The 20468-nt window shown below is 68.1% G+C and carries 11 protein-coding genes; all 11 read right to left on the reverse strand.

The window, feature by feature from the left end:
* Positions 1-11 precede the first annotated feature (11 nt).
* Positions 12-332, reverse strand: a complete 321-nt coding sequence (locus FNX44_RS30130) for an SUKH-4 family immunity protein (protein WP_498371009.1) — start codon at positions 330-332, stop codon at positions 12-14.
* Between the two features lie 9 nt (positions 333-341).
* Positions 342-674: a hypothetical protein gene (locus FNX44_RS09925; RefSeq protein ID WP_143647655.1), complete on the reverse strand. Its 333-nt coding sequence runs from the start codon at positions 672-674 to the stop codon at positions 342-344.
* A gap of 16 nt (positions 675-690) precedes the next feature.
* Positions 691-2871, reverse strand: coding sequence for an SUKH-4 family immunity protein (locus FNX44_RS09930; protein WP_173019140.1), 2181 nt, complete (start codon positions 2869-2871; stop codon positions 691-693).
* A 74-nt stretch (positions 2872-2945) separates the two neighbouring features.
* Positions 2946-4811 carry an SUKH-4 family immunity protein gene (locus FNX44_RS09935; RefSeq protein WP_143647657.1) on the reverse strand — a complete coding sequence of 622 codons (1866 nt, stop codon included), beginning with the start codon at positions 4809-4811 and terminating at the stop codon, positions 2946-2948.
* Between the two features lie 122 nt (positions 4812-4933).
* Positions 4934-5116: a hypothetical protein gene (locus tag FNX44_RS09940; RefSeq protein ID WP_143647658.1), complete on the reverse strand. Its 183-nt coding sequence runs from the start codon at positions 5114-5116 to the stop codon at positions 4934-4936.
* 266 nt (positions 5117-5382) lie between these two features.
* Positions 5383-6390 carry an SUKH-4 family immunity protein gene (locus FNX44_RS09945; protein WP_173019141.1) on the reverse strand — a complete coding sequence of 336 codons (1008 nt, stop codon included), beginning with the start codon at positions 6388-6390 and terminating at the stop codon, positions 5383-5385.
* A gap of 1078 nt (positions 6391-7468) precedes the next feature.
* Complete coding sequence (locus FNX44_RS09950; protein WP_143647660.1) at positions 7469-9622, reverse strand: SUKH-4 family immunity protein; 2154 nt, start codon at positions 9620-9622, stop codon at positions 7469-7471.
* Positions 9623-9634: 12 nt separating this feature from the next.
* The gene (locus tag FNX44_RS09955; RefSeq protein WP_143647661.1) at positions 9635-12712 is read right to left on the reverse strand and encodes an SUKH-4 family immunity protein; all 3078 of its coding nucleotides are present in this window, start codon (positions 12710-12712) and stop codon (positions 9635-9637) included.
* 632 nt (positions 12713-13344) lie between these two features.
* Positions 13345-15456, reverse strand: a complete 2112-nt coding sequence (locus FNX44_RS09960; RefSeq protein WP_143647662.1) for an SUKH-4 family immunity protein — start codon at positions 15454-15456, stop codon at positions 13345-13347.
* An 8-nt stretch (positions 15457-15464) separates the two neighbouring features.
* Entirely contained in the window at positions 15465-17504 is a 2040-nt protein-coding gene (locus tag FNX44_RS29675; protein ID WP_173019142.1) for an SUKH-4 family immunity protein, read from the reverse strand.
* Between the two features lie 264 nt (positions 17505-17768).
* On the reverse strand, positions 17769-20468 hold a 2700-nt coding region (locus FNX44_RS09970), incomplete at its 5' end, for a toxin glutamine deamidase domain-containing protein (RefSeq protein ID WP_143647664.1).

Raw genomic sequence — 20468 nt, forward strand, 5'->3', positions numbered from 1 at the left:
GCCCCGCCCACTCAGCCACCACGCTCCGAAGGAGCGGCCCGCGCGGCCCGCAACCGACGGTAGAGCTCGATGGCCTGCCCACACGGACAGTTCGGAAGCGTGGTGACCTCACCACTCTCCTTCGCGACCACAAAAGTCGCACCCCCCGGCTCAGCCGACCTCGGAGGGCCACTCGCCTCCACCGGTGCCGGACGACCGCCCGGCCGCACCACGTACGCCTCGTCGAACTCCCTCACCTCAAGCGGCCACACGCTCCCGTCAGCAGCAGAAGGAACGGCGAACCGCTCCACCACGACCGCCCGCGCCTCCTCAACACTCCTCACGAACACCACCCCACCGCCTCAGCTCGGAGGCACGGGCTTGGCACGCCCGTCACCGAAGAGATGCTCGAACATATCGCCAAGGTACAAGTACAGCTCAGCCTCGCTCTCGAACTCGACAGAGGTGAGCCCCTCGTAGTCCGCGACGCTCAGGCACCTTTCACGGATCAGCTCCGCGAACTCCGAGCGAACGGCGTTCACATAGCTCTCCTTGAACGCGTACAGCGTCTCGCGGAGTTCGAACCCGGGCTCGTAGGCGATCTCCAGATGGAAGTAGGTAGCGGCAAACCTCCCGAGACTATCCGGCAACACCCGCACCACCTCACCATTTCGAACCCCACGCGTCCCCGGCATGAGCCCCGTTCCCCCTCTACAGCGCGTCGAAGTTGTGCTGATCGACGGCGTGTTGCCATACCGGTGAGGCCGCTGCCGTGGCATCGATCTCCGGCAACCAGCGGCGGAGCTGGGCGAGCAGATACTCGCCGTCGCCCGCCGCCGACTCGTAGGCGGACAGTATCGCCCGGTAGAGCGTGACCATCGCAACGAAGGAGGACAGGCTCGTCCCCACGACGGGGTCCGCTGGCTCGGCTGCGTCCGGGGCCGCCGTACCGGCGACCCGGAGCACCCGTCCCGATGCGCCGTCCAGACAGAGCACCCCACCAAGCCATTCGCCGAACTCGTACAGCGGACCGCTGTCCTGGGGAGGCGTCGCGCCGTGGTGCCGGTGCCAGTCGACCTCCGTGAGAGCCCGGTCGGACGGCGAGAACACGGAGAGACCGAACCAGTTGTCGACAGTTGGTAGCCCGACCTCCGTGAGCTGCCGGCGAGCGAGGACGTCCAACACCCCTGCCGGCACCAGATCAGGCTGCAGCACGGTGACGTTGCCCTCTCCGAGCACCGTCGTCAGCAGCTCCGTGGAGGGGGACCGCCACTCCGGCTCGAAGTCCCGAGGCGCGAGGGTCGTGAGAGGAGAGACCGCTTGACCAGGGTCTTCGGTAGCGGCCCGCGCCGCCTCTTCGAGGTCGACCTTCACGGCATACAGTCCCTGAGTGCCGCCCATCACCACGATGTCGCCGATCGCGGCGGCACCATCGAAGATCTCCACTCCGTGGGTGCGCAGCTTGGCCAGGGTCTGGCCGGTTCCTGGGTCGCTCAGAGCGACCCAGGCATAGTCGGCGTCGGCGTTGAACGCCGGTATCGACCGCAGGTTGCTGGTCGCAGCGGCCTCGGCTTCCGTGACGGATACCTCCCCTCCGTCATCTACTCGCCAGGCTCTTATCTGGCCACGGTCGTCGGTGCTCAGCGCGTGTTGTCCGGAAGGAGCCGGCGACACCTGACGCACGTGGGTGGGGAAGTCGACCGACACCCGGTACATACCGGGCACGCGCCACCGCGACCAGATCGTGCGCCATGGCAGTGGCACCGGCGCGTGCTCCACCAGCGCCTCGGCCAGCGCGTGGTCTCCTCTCGAGACAGCCGCGTGATGGAGGAAAGAAAGCCACTCGCCATGCGCGCAACGGTCCGCCCCCTTCGTCGAGAGGGTGTGCAGATCCGCCAGTACTGAGCCGGCCGGTACGCCACCGGGGAAGGCGGCCGGTAGCGGCTCCACCAGAGCATTCGCCGAGCAGCCGGCAAGCACCCAAGGCTCGCTGACCACCTCGGCATAGCGGCCGACCCGAGCGGCGTGCGCCGGCAGGGCCTCAGCGACGTAGCCGGCAAGTACGGATGTGCCGTCCTGCCCTTCGCGAAGAAGCCCTTCAGTCAACGCCACGGTCAGTCGCTCGCCATCCTCGCCGTATGTGCTCTGGCGGATAGCCTGTACCTGCCACTCCCAGCAAAACCGCACGTGGTCGCGCGTTCGGTCGATCTCCAGCAGTTCGTCGGCCTGAGTACTCAGCGCACGCAGGTCATCGACTTCGGCGGATAGAACCACGAGCCGGCAGAGTCCGGCCCACTCGTCGAAGGTCACCGTCCGACGCTCCGCCGCAGCGAGCACTCGCAGTGCTTGGATCTCTGTTGGCGACGACTCCGCCGGTAGATCAGCCCCACGACGTCCCACCGTGCCGGTCCACCGGATGACGGGGGCCCGCAGCCCGGCCAGCAGGCCGACGGACGAGTCGATCTCGACCAGGAAGCGCACACCGGTCTTCCGCCACGCGTTCGCCAACGACGCCAGACCACAGGTGAGCAGGCGCAACGGTTCACCGGACGTGCGCACCGCGCCGGCCCACTGTGCGTTGGTGACAACCACAGTCCGCGTCGTGCCCGCCCGACGCAGCACGCCGGCGTACGACTCCGCGTTGCGCTCGCGTGGTTCGCACGGCACCTCGAACGCGTCGACCAGCCGCCCGAAGAACTCCTCGGCCGTACTGTCCGCGGCGTCGAGCAACAGCGTGTCCGAGCGCTCGGCAGCCCACTGCCTCAGGAGGCTCGTCTTACCAACCGCCAGCCCGCCATCCAGGCACAACAAACCGCCGCGCGCGCCCTCGACGTCCCCGCCTGCCCATCTGTCGAGGTGTGCCAGTACGTCTGTCTCGCCCAAGCTGGCCATTCCGACGCCTCCCCGCCGCTGGCTGTGACTTGTCAGCCTGTCACAGCCGCTCATCGCGCCAGAGCGCCCGGTCCTCAACCGTCGAGATCGCCGGCCAGGGCCTGCCGCCACGCATCCGCCTCTACGGTGGCGGGCTCGATCTCCTCCGCCCAGCCGACGAGACTGCGGCGGGCGTCTTCCCTCTCATGCTCCGTCGTGAAGTCGCTGATCAGGAACTCGTGGTACAGCCGCAGCAGCACCAGCAGAGTGTTGAGGCTGCCGGTCAGTAGGTCGTCGGAGTAGCCGCTGCGAGGGTCCAGGTGCAGCGCGCCCGTGTCGCCGTCAAGCCAGATCGCACCACCGGTCCACACTCCGATGGCAAAGCGGCTCCCCTCCTGTTGAAGGGGCTCGCTGGCCAGGTCAAGCGTGGTGAGCCAGGGCAGGTGCCGATGCAGCGCCGGCAGCCCGACATCGGTGAGGAGATCCCGGCCTTTCTCGTGAACGAGCGCATCGGGCAGACGGTCCGGAGCAAGCCGACGGCAGCTTCCCGGCCCGAACGTACCCTCCAGCCAGTGGCGAGAGGGCCCGCCGACCGCGAACGCTTCGGCCGGGCACGTCCACGGTGCGGCACGCGTGATGGGAACCGGATACGGCTCGGGCAGTTCCGACAGTGCCGACTCGTCTCGCTGCACCGGCGCCGACTCGACGGCGAACACGCCGGGCGGGCCGGTCACCAGCCAGCGATCTCCACCCAGCGGCCGCTGGTCGAACCCGGGCAGCGACCCATGGATGTCCCTGATCGGCGGGCCAGGGTCGGGCAACGGCCAACTGTCGCTGTCCAACAGGTCGGACGGTTCCACACCGTCGGGGAGTGGTCCGGGAACCAGGCCCTCGGCGGTGCGGAGACCTCCGAACGAGCCGTACGGCCGGCAACGGGACCACACCGTGCGCCACAGCGGCACCACGCGTGACTCGTTCAGGGCTTCCGCCAGTTCCAGGTCCCCACGCGTTACGGCGGCATGCTGCAACCAGGCCACCCATTCGTTCTGCGGTGTGCCGGTAACGCCCAGCCGTTCCAGGTAGTGGACGTCAGCGGGTAGCCCGCCCTGAGGCACGCCCCGGGGCCAGGCGACGGCCAACGCGTGCGCCAACGCGTTCGGGTCCACTTCGGCCAGTGCACGACCGTCGCGGAGCAGTTCCTCAAGAGTGCCCGCGCGCACGGCATGCCCGGCCAGCGTCCGCGACGTGTAGCGCCCCAGCACGCCGTTCACCGACCACGGCCCGCCGTCTTCTACGGACATCCGCTCACGCAGGAACCGCACCACCAGACCGTGATCGACCGACCCCGCCCCGCGCAGCAACTCACGATACGACTCCCGACGGAACCGGACCACACCACGCTCCGCGTCCAGGTCGAGCATGTCCCGCAGTTCCGGACCCGCCTCCACCTTCGCCGACAAGGCCCCCACGGACGTCACGGCTCCCAACAGGCCGCACAACTCCGCCCACACCTCAACAGGCACACGACGCAACTCGGCCACGGCCAACGCACCCAGCTCGGGATGACGGTCGAGCAGCCCGGCTGCCCAAGCACTTCGATCGCCGCCTTCCCCCTCAGCCGCCGCAAGCACCACCTCGTTACGACTCGGCACGAACACCCATGGTCGAGGAGCGGCCCTTTCGACCACAAAGCGGATCTGGTGCCTGGCGAACTGCCGCAACGGCCGAAGGGAGGAGACCACCCGACCCGCCTCGTTCGAGGTCACGACAGATCCGGCCCAGTGCAGGTTCGTCAACATCACCACGCCACCGCGCCGAGCCTGCCGGGCGTCCGCCACCAGACTGCCCGCGCCGGGCCGCGCACCAAGCCCGACCAGCACCCGTCGCACCACCTCGGCCGCCGGCAAGTCAGCGCAGTCCACAAGCACGGCGCCGTCCACCCGCCCGGCCAGCTCCTCCACCAGTCGCGTCTTGCGCTGCCCGCGTCGCCGCGCACCGCAAGCGTCTCGAACAGTCGCGACGGCGCCGCCAACCACTCCTCCGCCCGCCGCAACGCGGCCTCGAACGACACCTTCGTCAACGCTCACCACGCCCCGTTCAGGAAATCGAGCCAGTCACTCCAGGCCAGCGCCTGCCCGCCGACCGGTTCGCTGCGGCACAACGCGGCCTCCAGGTTGGCGATGAGGGCGTCCACAAACGCTCCCACCACGTCCAAGAAGCCAGCGTCAAACCTCTCCGGCAACGCCGCCCCGGTGGCGACAGCCACCCGCTCGGCCACCTCTGCGGGCGACAAGCCCGCACAGTCAATCGCTGCCCGACCAGCCGCCGGTAGCACGTCCTCCAACTCAGCAACGGACAGGTCCACCTCGGCACCAACCCACAAGGAAAGCCCCACCCTCGCTTCGCGACGCCCACTCACGCAAGCCGGAAGCGAACTCGGACGCTACAACGCTCATGTGTTGACCGCTCGACAACTTCCCTGGCAGGGCAACCGACTGCGCCCGATGCTCGTCCTGTTTCCGAAGTTGGTTGCTATTCCCAGCCGTCCAGTTCCTCAAGAAGCATGCCGTAGTCGTCGGACAGCGCCTCCAAGTCATCGAAGATGTCTGCCCACGCATGACTCGCGCCGCTACCAGGCTCGATCGTCTCGAACCAGTGCCGTGCACTGCGGGCGAGGTCGTCGACCTCGGGGTCAGCGCTCGTCAGCGGGAGTGTGAGCACCACATGCTTGAGGGCGAGGAGCGACAGGAACCGGGCCACATCGGCGGCCGCACGCACGACTTGATCAGCGGCAGCACGAGGCGCAACGAATATCTCACCGCTCGTCCGATCCAGTAGGAGCGTGCCCGAGCCGAAGGCGCCCAGTCCAGATAGGAGCCGCGTGCTGCCGTCGACCAATCGCGGCGGAGACGCGCAGGTGTCTGAGGAGTAGAGCCCGGCGATCCCCAAGGAGACCGGCCAACCGACCCGCTCCAGAAGGCGCCGGGTCGGTGCATGCTCCAGACTCTCCAACCACTCGTCACCGAGTGGACGCAGCTTCCCGGCTCCGAAGACTCGCTCGAGGAGCTCTGTGCTCGGTTCGCCGATGCCCAGGGGCCACGGCAGTGGCCAGGCCGTCGCCGAGGTGACCGTGCCCGGAACGAAGTGACGCCGCTCGTCGGCAAGGGGTACGGAACGTACCGCCGCCGTGTCCGCCGACAGGGCGAACAGCCCTCCGGCCCCGGAGAACACCCACAGAGCCTGTCCCGGTCCCTCCTCGGCCACCCGTACAGCCTCGAGCACGGCTTCCGGCATCCAGAACAGTTCACCGGACGAGTCGCCAACCGAGCGCCATCGACCCTGGTAGTGCCACGCGTGATCGGCGCCCACCCACGGGATGTCTGGAAACCGCTTGGGCATCTCTGCACCGCGATCGGCTACCTCAAGAAGCGTGCCGTCGAGAGGATCCCACCGACGCACGCGGTGACCCACTTCCGCCCCGTCGTCAATCTCCCGCCAGTCCTCAACAAGCTCCGCACCAACCTCGCCAGCGAGCCTCAAATTCTCCGTCGGACACAGCTCGTGGTCTGCGGGCTCCCACCACGCTGACGGCAATGCCCCAGCCGGACGCCAGTGAGCCCACCGCGTACGCCACGGTAGCGCGGTCACAGCGGACTCCAGTCCTCGCGCGAAACGCACATCTCCGCGGCAGACCGCCGCGTGCTGCAGCCACGCCACCCATTCCTCCTGGCAGCCAGGACGCACGCCCTGCGCCAGCAAGTAGTGCGCGTCGGATGCCAAGCCGCCAGGCGGCACCCCGTCCGGATAGGCCGTTGCCAACGCGTGCGCCAGAGCACCCGCCGGCACCCGGGCCACCAACGCCGGATCCTCCACACAACCGCGGCAGTTCCCCGGACCGTGCCGCATGCACTGGCAACGCCTGATCGAGGTAGGAACGAACGCGGCTGTCCACCTCATCCCGCCGTTCCCAGAGTCGCCACAGCGCCCTCGTGACCCTCCCCCGCTCAGCCGCGCTCAACTCGAACGCGGCACACGCAGCCAGATGTAGATAACCATCAGCGAACCGCACCATCCCCGGCACATCGGCGGCTACGCCGAACAGTCGGGGATCGACGTCAAGAGCATCGCGACACGCACCCAGCTCCCCTCGCACATCAAGCGCCGCCGCGATCTCGACCCACACCATCTCCGGCGCATCCCACAGCTCGAGGGCAGATGCCGACTTCACGGCCAACGCCGTAGCCGAGGCTTCCTCAGAAGAATCATCCGGGAGCAACAAACCGAGGGCGGGACCACCGTATTCGTACTCCACGACAACGCACACTAGTCCGAACTCGTCCGCGACCCAGGGCTGAACGTGCTCAAGGACTCTCCGACGTTCCCGTGACTCGACGAAAGCGCCCGCCAGCCCCACGTTCGTCAGAGTCAGCGAACCGCCGCTCGAAGAAGCCCTACCAGGCACCTGAGTCGGCTCAACGATCTGGCCGACTCGCTCCACGACAGCTTCGGCGGTGAGACCACAACAGTCCACGTACATTCTCGGCACACTCCTTCGCCCCTCACCAGCCGCTCGGCGCCAGAGTTCGCAACATACTGTCCGCCCCAAGCGCCGGTCGGCTCAGCGTGCCTCATTTAGCAGGTCGAGCAAGTCCGTCCAGGCCGGCGCCTGCCCGCCGGCCGGGTCGATACGGCGCAACGCGGCCTCCAGGTTGGCGAGGAGAGGGTCCGCGTACGCCCCCATGTACTCCAGTCCGGCGGCTGTGAGGGCTGCGGTCAGCACCATGCCGGCCATCACAAGGAAGGACTCCACGCTCTGCGCGAGGAGTTCACCGTCACCACCCGTGAGCGGGACCAGGTAGACCGCCCCAGTGGCTCCGTGGACCAGCACGGACCTTTCAGCGAACTCGCCGAGCCAGCAGAAGACAGCGTCTCCTGATGGCTGCGGCTCGCGCCGCTGCTGGTAGGGCTGAAGGAATCGCTTGTCGTCCGGGTCGAGTACGAGCCCCGCAACATCGATCCGGGGCACGCCGAAGCCCGTCAGCAGTTCCCGAGTCGGTTCGTGCCGGAGATCAGCTGGGACTCGAGTGGTGGGGATGGGGACACAAGCAGAGACGCCCAGCATCGCGGGCACGTCCGTGAGGGTCGGAGGCTGGGAACCAGCCGGTGTGATCTCGGTCGGCTCGAAGTAGCCTCCCACCGGCTCCGAAGCCGAACGAGACAGCACGTCCAGGTCGTCGAGAGGCGATGTTGTGATGGCAAACAAGCCTTCAGGGCCGGAGCCCAGCACCACGGTCCGATCCGCCACAATCGAGGGAGTCGCGACCAGGGAAGGGTAGAAGTGGGGGCCGGAGGCGACAGCCTCGTATACGTCTCGCAGTTCATGCACGGGCCGGCCAGCAGCCCCCGTGTCCTCGTCCCGCAGAGCAAGAGAGTCAAGGGCTTCTTCGAGTGTGGAGTCCGACCTCCGCCATAGGCACTCGCCACCCGAAACGGTCCACACCGAGTCGAGCGTGCCGTCTTCCCACAACGAAGCCACGGCATGCGTGCCGTTCCAGAACACCTCCGTCAGCTCGAAGGCCGGCGGGACATCCAGGAAGTCCGGATGCAGCGCGCCCGGCGGCCTCCAGCGCGCCCACGCGCACTGCCACGGCAGATCAATTCCGCTGTTCAACACCGCTCCGGCGTATGCCTCGTCACCACGAGCCACGGACATCAGGTGGAGCCATGAAGCCCAGTGCGCCTGCGTCTCGATCAGTAGGTCCCGGTCGAGCAGGTGCGCGGCGTAACCAACAGCCGAATCGCCGCCCTTGTACCCCGCGACCGCTGCGGCATCGAGCAGGGTGAGCTGTGGGATGTGAGCGACAGTCGCACCGTCGGCGATGAGCAGTTCGAAGCAGCCTGCGCCCGCCTCTTCCAACGGGCTGTCACCCGCCAGAGCGGCATGCATGGCGAGGGCTCGTGCCGCGTACCTCCCGACCGGACCGGAGGCGGCCCACCCCGCAGGGTGCCGCCACTCACCTCGACGGCCCCAGAGCCATGCGAAAAGCGACCGGTTGACGGATCGCGCGGTAGCGGAGTCGGCGTGATCGCGCGCTCGCTCGGCATCCAGCTCGTCGGCGAAGGACACTCCGTTCGGACCTTCGGTCAGCCTTCCCGGCCACTCAGCGACAATCTCCGTAAGCCGCTGTTCGGTCGCCTCAGCGCCGGTGTACGCGCGCACGAGCTCCCGCCACACGCCCCAGGGGACGGCACGCTCCTCGGCCAAGGCGAGGGAACAGATCTCGGGAGTGAGCGGAAACTCCGCGGGGGCACGGCGGTCGGCCGCATCCAGCCAGTAGACGTCCTGTGCGTTCCGAGACAGCTGCGCGCGCCCTCGCACATGCACAAGCGCCGGCACCCGCTCACTGTTGAGGTGCAGCAGAAGGTCCCGGACGACCCGCGTCTCCTCCACAGAGCTACGGGCGGAACCGGCTCGATGAGTGTTCGCCAGCAGAACCGTCCACACATCGCCGTCACGTTCCGAGGTGACCGACCGCAGCTGACGGACGGCGTCCTCGGCGGTTCGGCCGGTCAGGTCCACCAGAACGCTCCGGGAAACCCGTCGGTGCACCTCTCGCAGCACCGCCAGGCCGCCGTCGCCCGACGGCACCACAAGGAAGGCCTTCGGCGCACTGCCCGGATGGATCATCCGCCGGTCGGGCGGGACCGACGCCACCCACTCGGTCAGCCGGTCCACCGTCTCGCTGAGGGAGAGAGCTTCAGATCGAGGCATCGGCATCGGTTCTCAGTCGTTTCGGAGCGGGTAGAGCCACGCGCCGGCTGCGGAACCGTCGCGGTCGATCTCCCAGAGTGCGTCGTCGATGTGCTGGCGCAGCATGTGCGCCTCGTCATGCTCGTCGATGTCCCTGAGGAGGGACAGCCCCGTGATCCACCACACCGCCATCGTGTAGAAGCTCGCCAGGTCGGAGGCGAGAAGATTACCCTCCAGCCCGTCTTCGTCAGGGCTCGACGGCCGACGTAGGACAGCGCCGGTGACGCCGTCCACGACCAGTACACCTCCGACGAAACCGCCGAGACGGAAGAACGGGCCCGCGGACTCCGGCTCCTCAAGATCGGCGTCCCACGGCACTTCCGCCAGGAAGTTCTCCTCACGCGGGCGCAGCGCCACACCGATAGCGGCGAACTCGGGGACTCCCACCTCGGACAGGAACTTCCGGGTGCCGGAGTGCTCGATGCCCTCCGGGAGAGCGTCTGCCGCTGGACGGACAACACAGGCCGCCCGCACCACACGTTCCAGATCAGCGGCGGTCACTTCCGGAGCGCCGTGGGGCACACACGGTCCTGCCGCCGCCGCGGCACCCAGCAGGGGCCTCCGCTTCGACGGCTCAACGCCGGTGAGGCCGGGATCAAGCAGTTCCACTCCAACCACTCCACCGCCACCGGCCAGCACGACGTTTCGATCAAAGCTGAGGGGGAGTTCCAGCAGTCTCGGCGACGGCCGGTCGTCGGACAGCCGACCGGGGTCAAGCAACTGCCTGCCACTGTACGGGCCTTGACCATCCCCTGCGGAGTCTGCGGAGTCCTCCCGCGTCAGCCTTCCCCGCGCCTCCTCCGGGAACTCGTCCTCAGGCCACGGCCCGGCGAGCCGTCGACCGCTCGCCATGTCACGGATCTCCACCTCGTCGGTGGCCGTCAGGAAGACCGCCACCGCTGGGACACCGTCCCAGCGCACGGCACACAGCTCACCCACCGGGCCGGGGCGGAGGAAACGCGGATGGTAGCCCCCGGGTGGTCGCCATGCGGTCCACCGGGTTCGCCACGGAAGGCGCACACCGGAACGCTCGGCGATTCCGCCGGCCAACTCGAAGTCGCCACGCGCTGTTGCCATCAGGTGCAGCCACGCGGCCAACTCCCGCTGGGATTCGGGGTCGACCCAGTAGTACGAGAGATACACGGCGTCTGCGGCGGCCGTGTCGCCTGCCGTCGCCTCCGACGCCGAACCCGCCAGGTCCAGCAGCGCCTCACGCGAAAGGTTCGCCACCACAGAGCCGTCACCGATCACTTCGTCGACAAGGTCCGGGTGCGCGGCGTGCGCCAGCAGGCCGTCGGCGGCGTAGCGCCCCACGGGGCCGTCGGCCGCCCAGCCTTCCGGATGCGGCTCCACGTGGTTGCGCAGCCATTCCACCAAGTGGCGGTGAACCCCCGTCGCGACGTCACCAGGTACCGCGTCCCGTAGGCAGCGCGCGAGCCACTCGTCCGTCAACTCGGCACAGCCGCCGGACAAGCCGACCACACCGGGGAACTGTTCGGCCCACTTCACCAGGTCCACAGGCGACGCCGACTCTCCACTGTAAGCCGTCACCAACTCGCTCCACACCGCCAACGGCACTCGCCGAGGCTCGGCCAACGCAAGCCCGACCAACTCGGCCGGGGCCTCCCCCGGACGATCGAACCAGTTCGACGCCCCCAGCGGTACCCGCACAAGCGCGACGCCGGAAGCAGCCTCGTCAACCGGCTCCGCACCGCCCGTCACCACCCGCATCCGAAGCGCGAGTCTGCCCACCAAGCGGTCCCGGATGATTCCGGGCTGGCCGCTCGAACGGCTGCGACCGGCCCGGTCGACGTTCGCGATCAGCAGCAGGGAGCCGGCCGCCATCCGCTTGATCTCGGCCAGCCAGTAGGCCGGACGTCGACCACGCGCCGACACAGCGAATCGATCCAGGATCTCCGCGAGCAACTCCTCTGCGGAAAGCCCGGCCGCATCGACCAAGACACTGCCGGGCACCACCTCATGAACCCGTCGAAGCACGCCGGCGCCACCGTCTGCGGCCACAACATGCGCACGCGCGTTCTCACCAGAACGCCACCACTCGACGAGTTGCGCGACCGCGCCGGTCACCTGTCGCTTCACCCTTTCGCGTCGCCGAGGCAGCCGCCTGGCCAGAGGGGCGATCGACAGCTGGGCCGGCAGGTTCAGTCGTTCTCCAGCGGGTACGTCCACGCACCCGCCGTCGATCCTCGCCAGTCGATCTCCCACATGGCGTCCTGGACATGATGGCGGAGTAGGTGCGCCTCGTCGGCGTTGTCCAGCGTCTCCAGCAGTCGTCGGCCTGCGAGCCACAGCGCGGCCATGGTATGGAAAGCGGCCAGGTCGGAGGCGAGGAGATCCCTCCAGGTGGTCCTCGTCGGGGCCGGACGGCATCCGCAGCACACTGCCCGTCTCACCGCAGATCACCAGGGCCCCGCCAAGGAACCTGCCCAGCCAGAAGAAGGGCCCCGAGGCATCCGGCTCTTCGAGCTCATCATCCCACTCCACCTCGGCCAGGAACCCGCGCTCTCCAGGACACGCCGCCAGACCAAGCTCACGGAAGGACGCGATTCCCGGAGCGGCGAGCAGTTCCCGAGCTCTGGAGTCGACGGTCTCCGAGGGGATCTCGTCCTCCGGGACCGACACGAACTCCAGAGCATCATCCAGCAGACGGAGATCCGACGGGCTCGGCTCAGACGCGTCGGCAGGACGACAGTATCCAGCCGCCTGAACGGCCCCCAACAGCGGCAACGGGCCGGCTTCAGGCCTCGAATCCGCGTCAGCGGTCCAGAGGCCCAGCACGCCTCGCTCGCCACCCATTACAACCATGTCCTCGAATGGACACGCCAGTTCAAAGAGACTCTCAGTCGTTCCGAACTCGGAGCGGCGGCCCTTCCGAACGTCGGCACTGGTCAGAGGTCGCTCGTCGGTCTCGACGTCCTCCTCCGAGGCCAGCGACTCCCGAACTGACAGCGGAAGATCACCCTCCGGAAACGGACCCGCCAGGCACGCGCCGCTCGCCACGTCGAAGACGGTGAACTCCCGGTGGTCCATGTCCTCAACGGCTACGGCGGGCCGCCCATCCCACCGGACCGGGTACAGTTCGCCCGCGCGCGGGCGCCTCAGGTAGCGCACGTCGTAGCCACCCGGCGGCCACCAGTGTGCCCAACGCGCCTCCCACGGCCGCCGCACACCCGACGACACGATGCCCGAGGCCACCTCCTCGTCCCCACGGGCCACCGCCCGGCGCGAGGGGCCCCATGGCCGCTCGAGCCCGGATGTGGAGGGGCTGCACCGACGAACGGGCGCAACCTGCTCGCTCGGCGTTGGCGATCAGCACAAGCCGGACAGGCGAGATCTCCTTGAGAGCCGACCGCCAGCGCCCACCGTCCCGTTCGCTCGCCGGCACCCCGACGGCGGCGAGTACTCGAGACAGCACCTCCTCCGCGCCCAACCCCATCGCGTCGACAAGAACACTCTCCGGCACCCGCTCATGCACCTGTAGCAGCACATCAGCAGCGAGCCGCCCGCCGACCACATCCAGCCGCCCGCCCCCGCGCTCATCCCGCCACCAGTCAAGCACCTGCCGCACAGCCGGCTCACAGGCTCTGGCAACGCCGGCCTCGCCGTCAGCGATGGCCTCCTCGGAAGACACCGAGTCCCACTCCCCTACCAACGCTGATCGGTCACATCCGGTCGGCGAAGTTGTAGTCCTCGAAGACCCGCTGCCAGCCGTCGGTCGCCGCCGCCTCTGGCGAGATCTCCTCCCACCAGCGGCGGACGTCCTCGGCCAGGTCGTCCTCGGGCCAACGCGACCGGTACCACCAGAAGTACAGCCGGGCCATGGCGACAAACTCGGCCAACGAGCAGGCCGCAAGCGAGTCCGTCAGCCCGGACCAGCCGTCCTGGACCACCCGGCCAGTCCGGCACTCCAGCAGCAACTCCGCCTCCTGCCAACGCCCGAGAGCACAGTACGGGCCCCGGTCCGGGTCGAGCGCGTAGGGACCTTCCGTGGTCGGAAGGACGACTTCCAGACCACCTGAAGCCAGGCTCGAAGTGTCCAGTTCGAGGAACCCCTCCACGCACGGCAGGCCGACGTCCAGCAAGAACCGCCGGGCCTCCGGGTCGGTCAGCTCGGCGGGCAAATCCTCCGGGGCGAACCGCCGCACGGCGTCCTCACCCCACACGGCCACCAACCAGTCGTACGACGGTTGCGACGCCTCCGACGGCAACGGCAGCGGTGCCAACCTGACCAGACTGAGCAATGGCCGCTTCATGACACCGGTCGGTGTCTGCGCCGCACGAGCCTCGTCGAGAACAAGGCCGAAGATCCCGTCCTCCGCCGCCATCACCACACGCTCGCGCAACCGCGCCGCCACCGCCACATACCGGGGCATGCGAGGAATACCAGCGGCCGGCCGCCGCGAGCCGTACAGCGACCAACCGTCGCGGCCACGGTATGCCTTCACCACCACCGGCGACTCCGGTGCGTCCGGAACTCGGCGAAGTGGCTCCCCCGTCACCAGATCCCACGCCCGAGGCTCCTCACCGCGATCGATCGCCCGCACCGACGGCCTGCCGTGGGCGACCGCCGGCTCAAGAACCTGCGGAGCAGACGGACGCTCCACCAGCGACCACGTCGAGAAGTCACCGGGCGCCACCACATGCGCCCACGTTGTCCGCCACGGCATGACCTCACCACCGTGCCGCTCGATCTCCTCCGCCGCCGCACGATCGCCCCGGACCAGCAGCGCATGGTGCAGCAACGACAGCCACTCACCCCGCGATCCCGGCCACACCGACCGCTCGGCCAGGTAGTACAGCACTTCCGCCCGACCGCCACGCGGCACCAGAACACCGGAGAACGCCCGCTCGAACGCGTCCCACAACACGTCGTGATCCACCCGTACCAGCACCGCCGTATCGGACAGGAAGGCATCAAGTTCGCCCACAACTGCCGCATGCCCGGCCAACGCCCGCCGCCCGTACCACGCGAACGCTTCGGACGCCGAGGCGTCACGTGCGAACAACTCGAGCACCGCCCGGTGAAACGCCGCCGCCTCGCCCTCCGGGACGGCGGCCCGCATCCGCCGTGCCACCGCCTCACTCACAAACCCGACCACCAGACCCAGCCCGGGTCGCTCCACAACCTCCAGCAGCGGCGCGCCCTCCGCGAAGCGGGACAGCTCTTCGCCGCCCACGTCCCCTCCGCAGAGCGCCGCCCACACCTCGACCGGCACCATCGACGACTCCGCCAACGCGAGGCAACTCAACCATGACCCGGGCCCCTGCGACGCCACCTCACCCGGCGCCACCGCGCCCTCAACAGTGCGGACGTCACCTCCCCACTCCGCCGCCGCGGCTCCCGCGTCCGCCACGTGGGCGACGACACGGCACGTCATCCCAGGGCCGCGAAATCTCGCGAGCGACGCCGCGACCTGCCACGCGATCCGCCGAGGCGCCACCGAACAACGGACCCTCCCCGCCAGTCCGACGTTCAGCAACACCACCAGCCACTCACCGCGCATCCGCCGCCGCAGCACCTCATGGAAGCCGTCGTCGAACCGCTCAGGGGCGGCAGCCCCAGTACCCTCCGCCACCCGCTCGGCGACCTCTTCCGCCAACAGCCCGGCACAGTCGATCACCACCAACCCAGGCACCTCGAACTCACCTTCGACTGCCCGAGCCGACAACTCGTCCACGCCGTCCAACCACAGCACCGAACCAGCCGTCTCCGGACGCGCCGCCCACTCCCGCATCCACACACCCAACGCCTCAGCACAAGCGACACTGCCCATCTTGCTTCTCAATCCTCCAGAGCTGTGGCCCAGGCCTCCGAGCGGGAGCCCTCTTCATCGATCCACTCCAGGTCGCTCAGCACGGAGTCCCGAATCTCGCGGCGCTCCTCCGCACTCGATGCCATCGGCAGCAGACAGCGGCCGGTCATGTATGCCTGGACGGCTGCCAGGAAGGTGCGCAGACTGCTGGCAACCAGAGGTTCGTCCCAGCCGAACTCACCTTCCTGGGCCGCCACATAGACACCACCCGTGTCGCCGTCCAGTACGATCGTGTCGCCGCTCCAGACGCCGAGGCGGTAGTAGGGTCCGGCGCCGGCTTCGTCAGGACGTTCGTCGACGTGCGCCCAGACCTCCTCCTCGGTGAGTTCCAAGAGCCCTTCCTCCGCCACGTTCACCAGTTGCATCTCCGTACTGGTGAAGGAGGGCAGACCGATGGTGCTGAGGACCTCACCCGCGTCCTCCTCCCGCAGCTCGTCCGGAAGTCGGTCGGCCGGCAGCCGGTGCAGCGCGGAACGCCCGAAGAGAGCGACCAAGGCATCTTCCCGGGGCTCCTCCCAGGAATCAGGCAGACCACCGTTCGTGTAGCCGAACCCTACGAGAAGTGCCTGCCCGCTGCCCACGTCCACTCCGCCGAACGCCCGCTCGTCGGCCGGCTCGACGGCCACGACCCCGCCGGGACCACACAGCACCTCAAGGCCGGCCACCCGGGCACGGCCGTTGAACAGCGGTTCACTCGCCTCCGCCCCGGTCAGCTCCACCCACGCGGGCGCGCGGCGAAGCGCCAGGTCGGCCGGCCACCACGGCTCATGCTGGCCCGGTTCGGGTGCGCCGTGGCGCCAGGGACCGGCCAACAGCTCACCGGTGGCCGCGTCCCACAGCCAGTAGCGGTCGTCCCACGCCTCCCGTGCGGCGATCCGCTCACCGCCGGAAGGCGACACCGTCGCGGTGACGGCCGCCAGCGGCCCCGGCCACAGAGTGGAGACGTCCCAACTCCCCGGCGGCCGCCAGCGCGACCAGCGGAGCCGCCACGGGAGCCTCAGACCGCAACCGGCAACCGCTTCCGCCGACGTCTGGTCTCCCCTGACCGTGCTCATCAGATGCAGCCACGACGCCCACTCGGCCCGGTCGCACGACTCCAGTCCGCTCCGCCAGAGGTTCACGGCGTCGCCTACGACGGAGTCCACGGCGGTGCTGCCGCCGCGACAGGCCGCCGCGTCCAGCAGCGCGGTCCTGTCGAGCTGGGCCAGCGCTGCGGAGTCCTGGCACAGGGACTCGAACATCTCCGCCTGAACGGCGTGCATCGCGAGGCCGTACACCGCGAAGCGCCCGACCGGCCCACCCTCCGCGAGCCAGTCGCCATCGTTCGACGCTCGCCTCGCGGCCGTCGGCAACCAGCCCGCGAGATGCCGGTGCACACGCCGTACGGCACCGGCGCCCAGGCGAGCCTCCGTCTCCGCACGAAGGCGCTCCGCGAACGCTTCCTCCACAAAACTCACGGCGTCACCCGCGACACGAAGCGCATCCAGCCGCTCCGCACGGCGTCGCAGTTCCACCGGCTCCACAGGCTCGCCGCCCAGCGCGGCTAGCGCCTCGGCCCACACCTCAAACGGCACGTCCCTCGGCTCACACAACGCAAGCGCACCCAACACCGCCATATCGACGTGCGGCAGTGCGGCCTCGGAGGCGCTTCCCTCCGAACGCAACGCAAGCGCCAACCGTTCACGCAACTGCCGGCGCTCCACCCGAGGCGCCTCAACAAGCACCAACGCGCCAGCCGAGACGGCAAGTTCAAGCACCAACCGGTCCACGACGCGATCGGCCTGCACGGACTGCCGAGTCCGCCCCGCGCGATGTGCGTTCGCGATCACTACCGGCACACCACGCAGCGCCCTACTGGTCCGCAGGAAACGCCGCCAGTCCCCTGGCCCCGCCGCGTCCTCGCCCGCGCCTGCCCCCGCAAGCACCTTCCGCAGCACGTCCTCTGCCGTGCGGTCGGTCGCGTCCACCCACAGCGCGGACGGAAACGCGTCCCGAACACGCTCAAGCACCGTGCTCTTCCCCGACCCTGCTACCCCGGTCAGCTCGACCACAGCTCTGGAATCGGGCCCCGCCCAGTGCTCCGCAACAGCGGACACAGCCTCCTCAGCCGTCACAGCCCTGTAGCCGCGCGTCTCCGACATGAGTCCAGATCCTCTCGATTCAACTTTGTCAGGGGACTTCACTCCGCGGAAACGACCGCTCCGCCGGGACATGCATCTACCCAGCGCTCACTTCTGATTACATGTCCGAAGCTCGACGGACACTACACAAGGTCACAGGCTGGGAGCAACAATTGACCAGACCTCCCTCACCAAATCAACTCGCGCTTGCATCTGCCGCTCCATCTCCAACTCCGCCTGCGTTAGCGGGACCTGTTCGTAAACCTGCCTATTAATCTCCCTCTTCTGTTCTGGCTCTAGCCGCTTAACTCCCGTTTCTTGCCGAGCTTCGCGTTGAAGCTGTCGCCGCAAGGCATCCCGCTCCTGGACCGCTTCAGCGTCTCGGCGATAGGTAGTGCTGAAGTAGACGGGCACTTCCACGCCAAGCTGTCGTATCTTCTTGGCAAGGAGATCAGAGCAATTGGACTTCCCCGCTCCGCCCTTCTTGTTGCCACACGGCTCTCGCTCGGTGTAGAGAGCGGTAAGATCGTACTGCCCCTCCCCTTCCTTGTTCACTTTTTCTATCCAATCAAGTAGCGCCTTCTCCGAGTGCTTCCCTCGAACGCCCGCCTCGGGCGTCGGGTACGAAGAGTCCACCACATACTCCCGACCATTAGGCCCTTCGACCTCGATCACCGCATAGTTGCGCTGCGTCAGATCCGGCATGTGATCCTTGAGCGCATCAGAGACGGGATCGATGTCACGCGTCAGGGAGTCGTATTCCTTCTCGCCTCTCTTCTGGTGCAGCTCCCCTCCGTACGACTTACCCTCCATTTTCACAGGATTAGAGGAGACACCATATTCCTGATGGAAGGTGTGACTGATTCTCGCAATCGCAGATACCGCCACCATACGTTCACCGCGGTCCAGTTGCGAAAAACCCGGAAGGGCATTCTCTAGCTGACTCGCCGTCAACCTTCGAGGCTGATCGGAACCTTCTCCATGCTGACCGGCTGCAGCATGGAGAACGTTGGCAAGACTCCCATCGCTCGCCCATTCTCGCAGCCTGTCATCGACGTTCTGATGATCATCGATCGGACGAACCGGTGCATTCTCTAGTTCGCGCAGCCGATCCTGGCCTGCGTCCGGCGGCAGTCCCAGCCTTTCATCCCCAGGCCTCTCTCCATCATGCGGCTGAGTGTCGTGCGGTTGATTGCCAGCCTCAGGAGGAAGTGGGTCGGATTCGCTACGCTGGCTTTCATCCTGCCGGGCGATACTCTCAGAGTCCGAGCGGCGGTCGGACGAATGCTCGTCACTCGATTCTCGATCACGTGGGTTATCGCCACCTTGTTGATAATCCACGTGGTCATTACGGGGAGACTGATCGGAATGGCTCTGATCATTGTCAGCAGCTGGTGTTGCGAGGTCCGGGCGATCATCATCCCTCCCTGATTCCGGTGTCCGACTGTCGGCGTCTCTGCTGTCGGACAGCCGGTCAGTTCCCTTCGGCTCGCTGCTACGACCTTCCTGTGCAGCAGAGTCGGCGGGCTGGTCACCTCTCTTCCGTCCGGTGTCACGATCCGGGGTATTCGAATCTTGCCTGTCAGGAGTGACCGACGAGTTTTCCCTGCCAGTCGCGCTCTCTCGATCCGCGCCCTCCGGCCTGCTTTGTTGGTCTTGACTAGCAAGCGAGGCGTCGCTACTTGGCTCGCGGTTCGTCGGTGGGTCGTCCTGGCGGGGTGGTTGGGGGGTGTTGTCGCTGGTGTCCGGGTTGGGGCCGGAGGGGTTTTGGGTGTTGTTCTGTTGGTTGTTCTGGGAGTTGGTGTTGGGGTCTACCGGGTTGCGGTCGGCGTCGAGGGTGAGGTGCCAGACTCCGACTGCCTGAGGGTGGATCGGGTTGGTACTCACCTGGCCGGTCTGGCTGTCGACCCAGACGACGCGGCCGTTGTGGTTCACCGCGTTGAAGGCGTGACCGCCGCCGTTCGGCCAGCTCACGACGATGACGGAGGCGGAGCCGTGGCCGGCGTCGAGTAGTTCGCGTTCGATGTTGGCGTAGCCCGTGTCCCGGTCGCCGTCGTAGCGGTAGTCGGTGCCCGCCCACTCCTGGATGTTCTCGTTGGAACGTCGCTCCGGGCTGGTGACGTCGTAGTTGCCGTCCGGGAGCGCGTCGAGTGTGCGCGGTGCCGAGACCTGTGGGTTGCCGTACCAGGACTCCAGGAACGAACGGCTGCAGTCCGCACAGTTGTTGCCGCGACCCGGCACAGTGTGGCCGCCGTCGTTCTGGACCTGCGTCCAGGGTTGGGTCGGGTCCGGATGACGTTGCGGAGTCCCGTCGGGATTGCGCGGGATCAGGCTTTCGAGCCGCTGCTGGTCGTACGGGTGCGGGCGTTCGAGGCCTCGCGGGCCGCCTTCCATGTCGGCGCGCACATCGCTGAAGTCCCGGCCCGCGCCGGGCTCCGGCGGCGTGGGCGTCGGCTTCTTGTCGCCCTCCGCCGGCTGGTCGGCCTCCGGCTCCTCCTTGCGGGCCTCATCGTCCCGACGCGAGTCGTCGTCGCGGCGCGAGTCGTCGTCCCGACGCGAGTCGTCCTCCCGGCGCGGCTCATCGTCCCGACGCGAGTCATCCTCACGACGCGAGTCGTCTTCGCGGCGCGACTCGTCCTCGCGACGCGGCTCGTCCTCGCGACGCGGGTCATCCTCCCGACGCGGCTCGTCCTCGCGACGCGGGTCATCCTCACGACGCGGGTCGTCCTCCCGGCGCGGGTCATCCTCACGACGCGGCTCATCGTCCCGGCGCGGCTCGTCCTCACGACGCGGGTCGTCGTTTCGGCGTTGATCGTCGTCGCGGCGGGGGTCGGGGGCCGGTTGGCGCGGGTC

Source organism: Streptomyces alkaliterrae, assembly GCF_007097205.2.
Taxonomy (GTDB): Bacteria; Actinomycetota; Actinomycetes; order Streptomycetales; family Streptomycetaceae; genus Streptomyces; species Streptomyces alkaliterrae.

Excerpts from the sequence above, each read along its gene's own strand:
- FNX44_RS09955 (WP_143647661.1), bottom strand. The coding sequence starts at position 12,712 with ATGGACCACCGGGAGTTCACCGTCTTCGACGTGGCGAGCGGCGCGTGC.
- FNX44_RS09960 (WP_143647662.1), bottom strand. The coding sequence starts at position 15,456 with ATGGGCAGTGTCGCTTGTGCTGAGGCGTTGGGTGTGTGGATGCGGGAG.
- FNX44_RS09950 (WP_143647660.1), bottom strand. The coding sequence starts at position 9,622 with ATGCCTCGATCTGAAGCTCTCTCCCTCAGCGAGACGGTGGACCGGCTG.
- FNX44_RS09930 (WP_173019140.1), bottom strand. The coding sequence starts at position 2,871 with ATGGCCAGCTTGGGCGAGACAGACGTACTGGCACACCTCGACAGATGG.
- FNX44_RS09925 (WP_143647655.1), bottom strand. The coding sequence starts at position 674 with ATGCCGGGGACGCGTGGGGTTCGAAATGGTGAGGTGGTGCGGGTGTTG.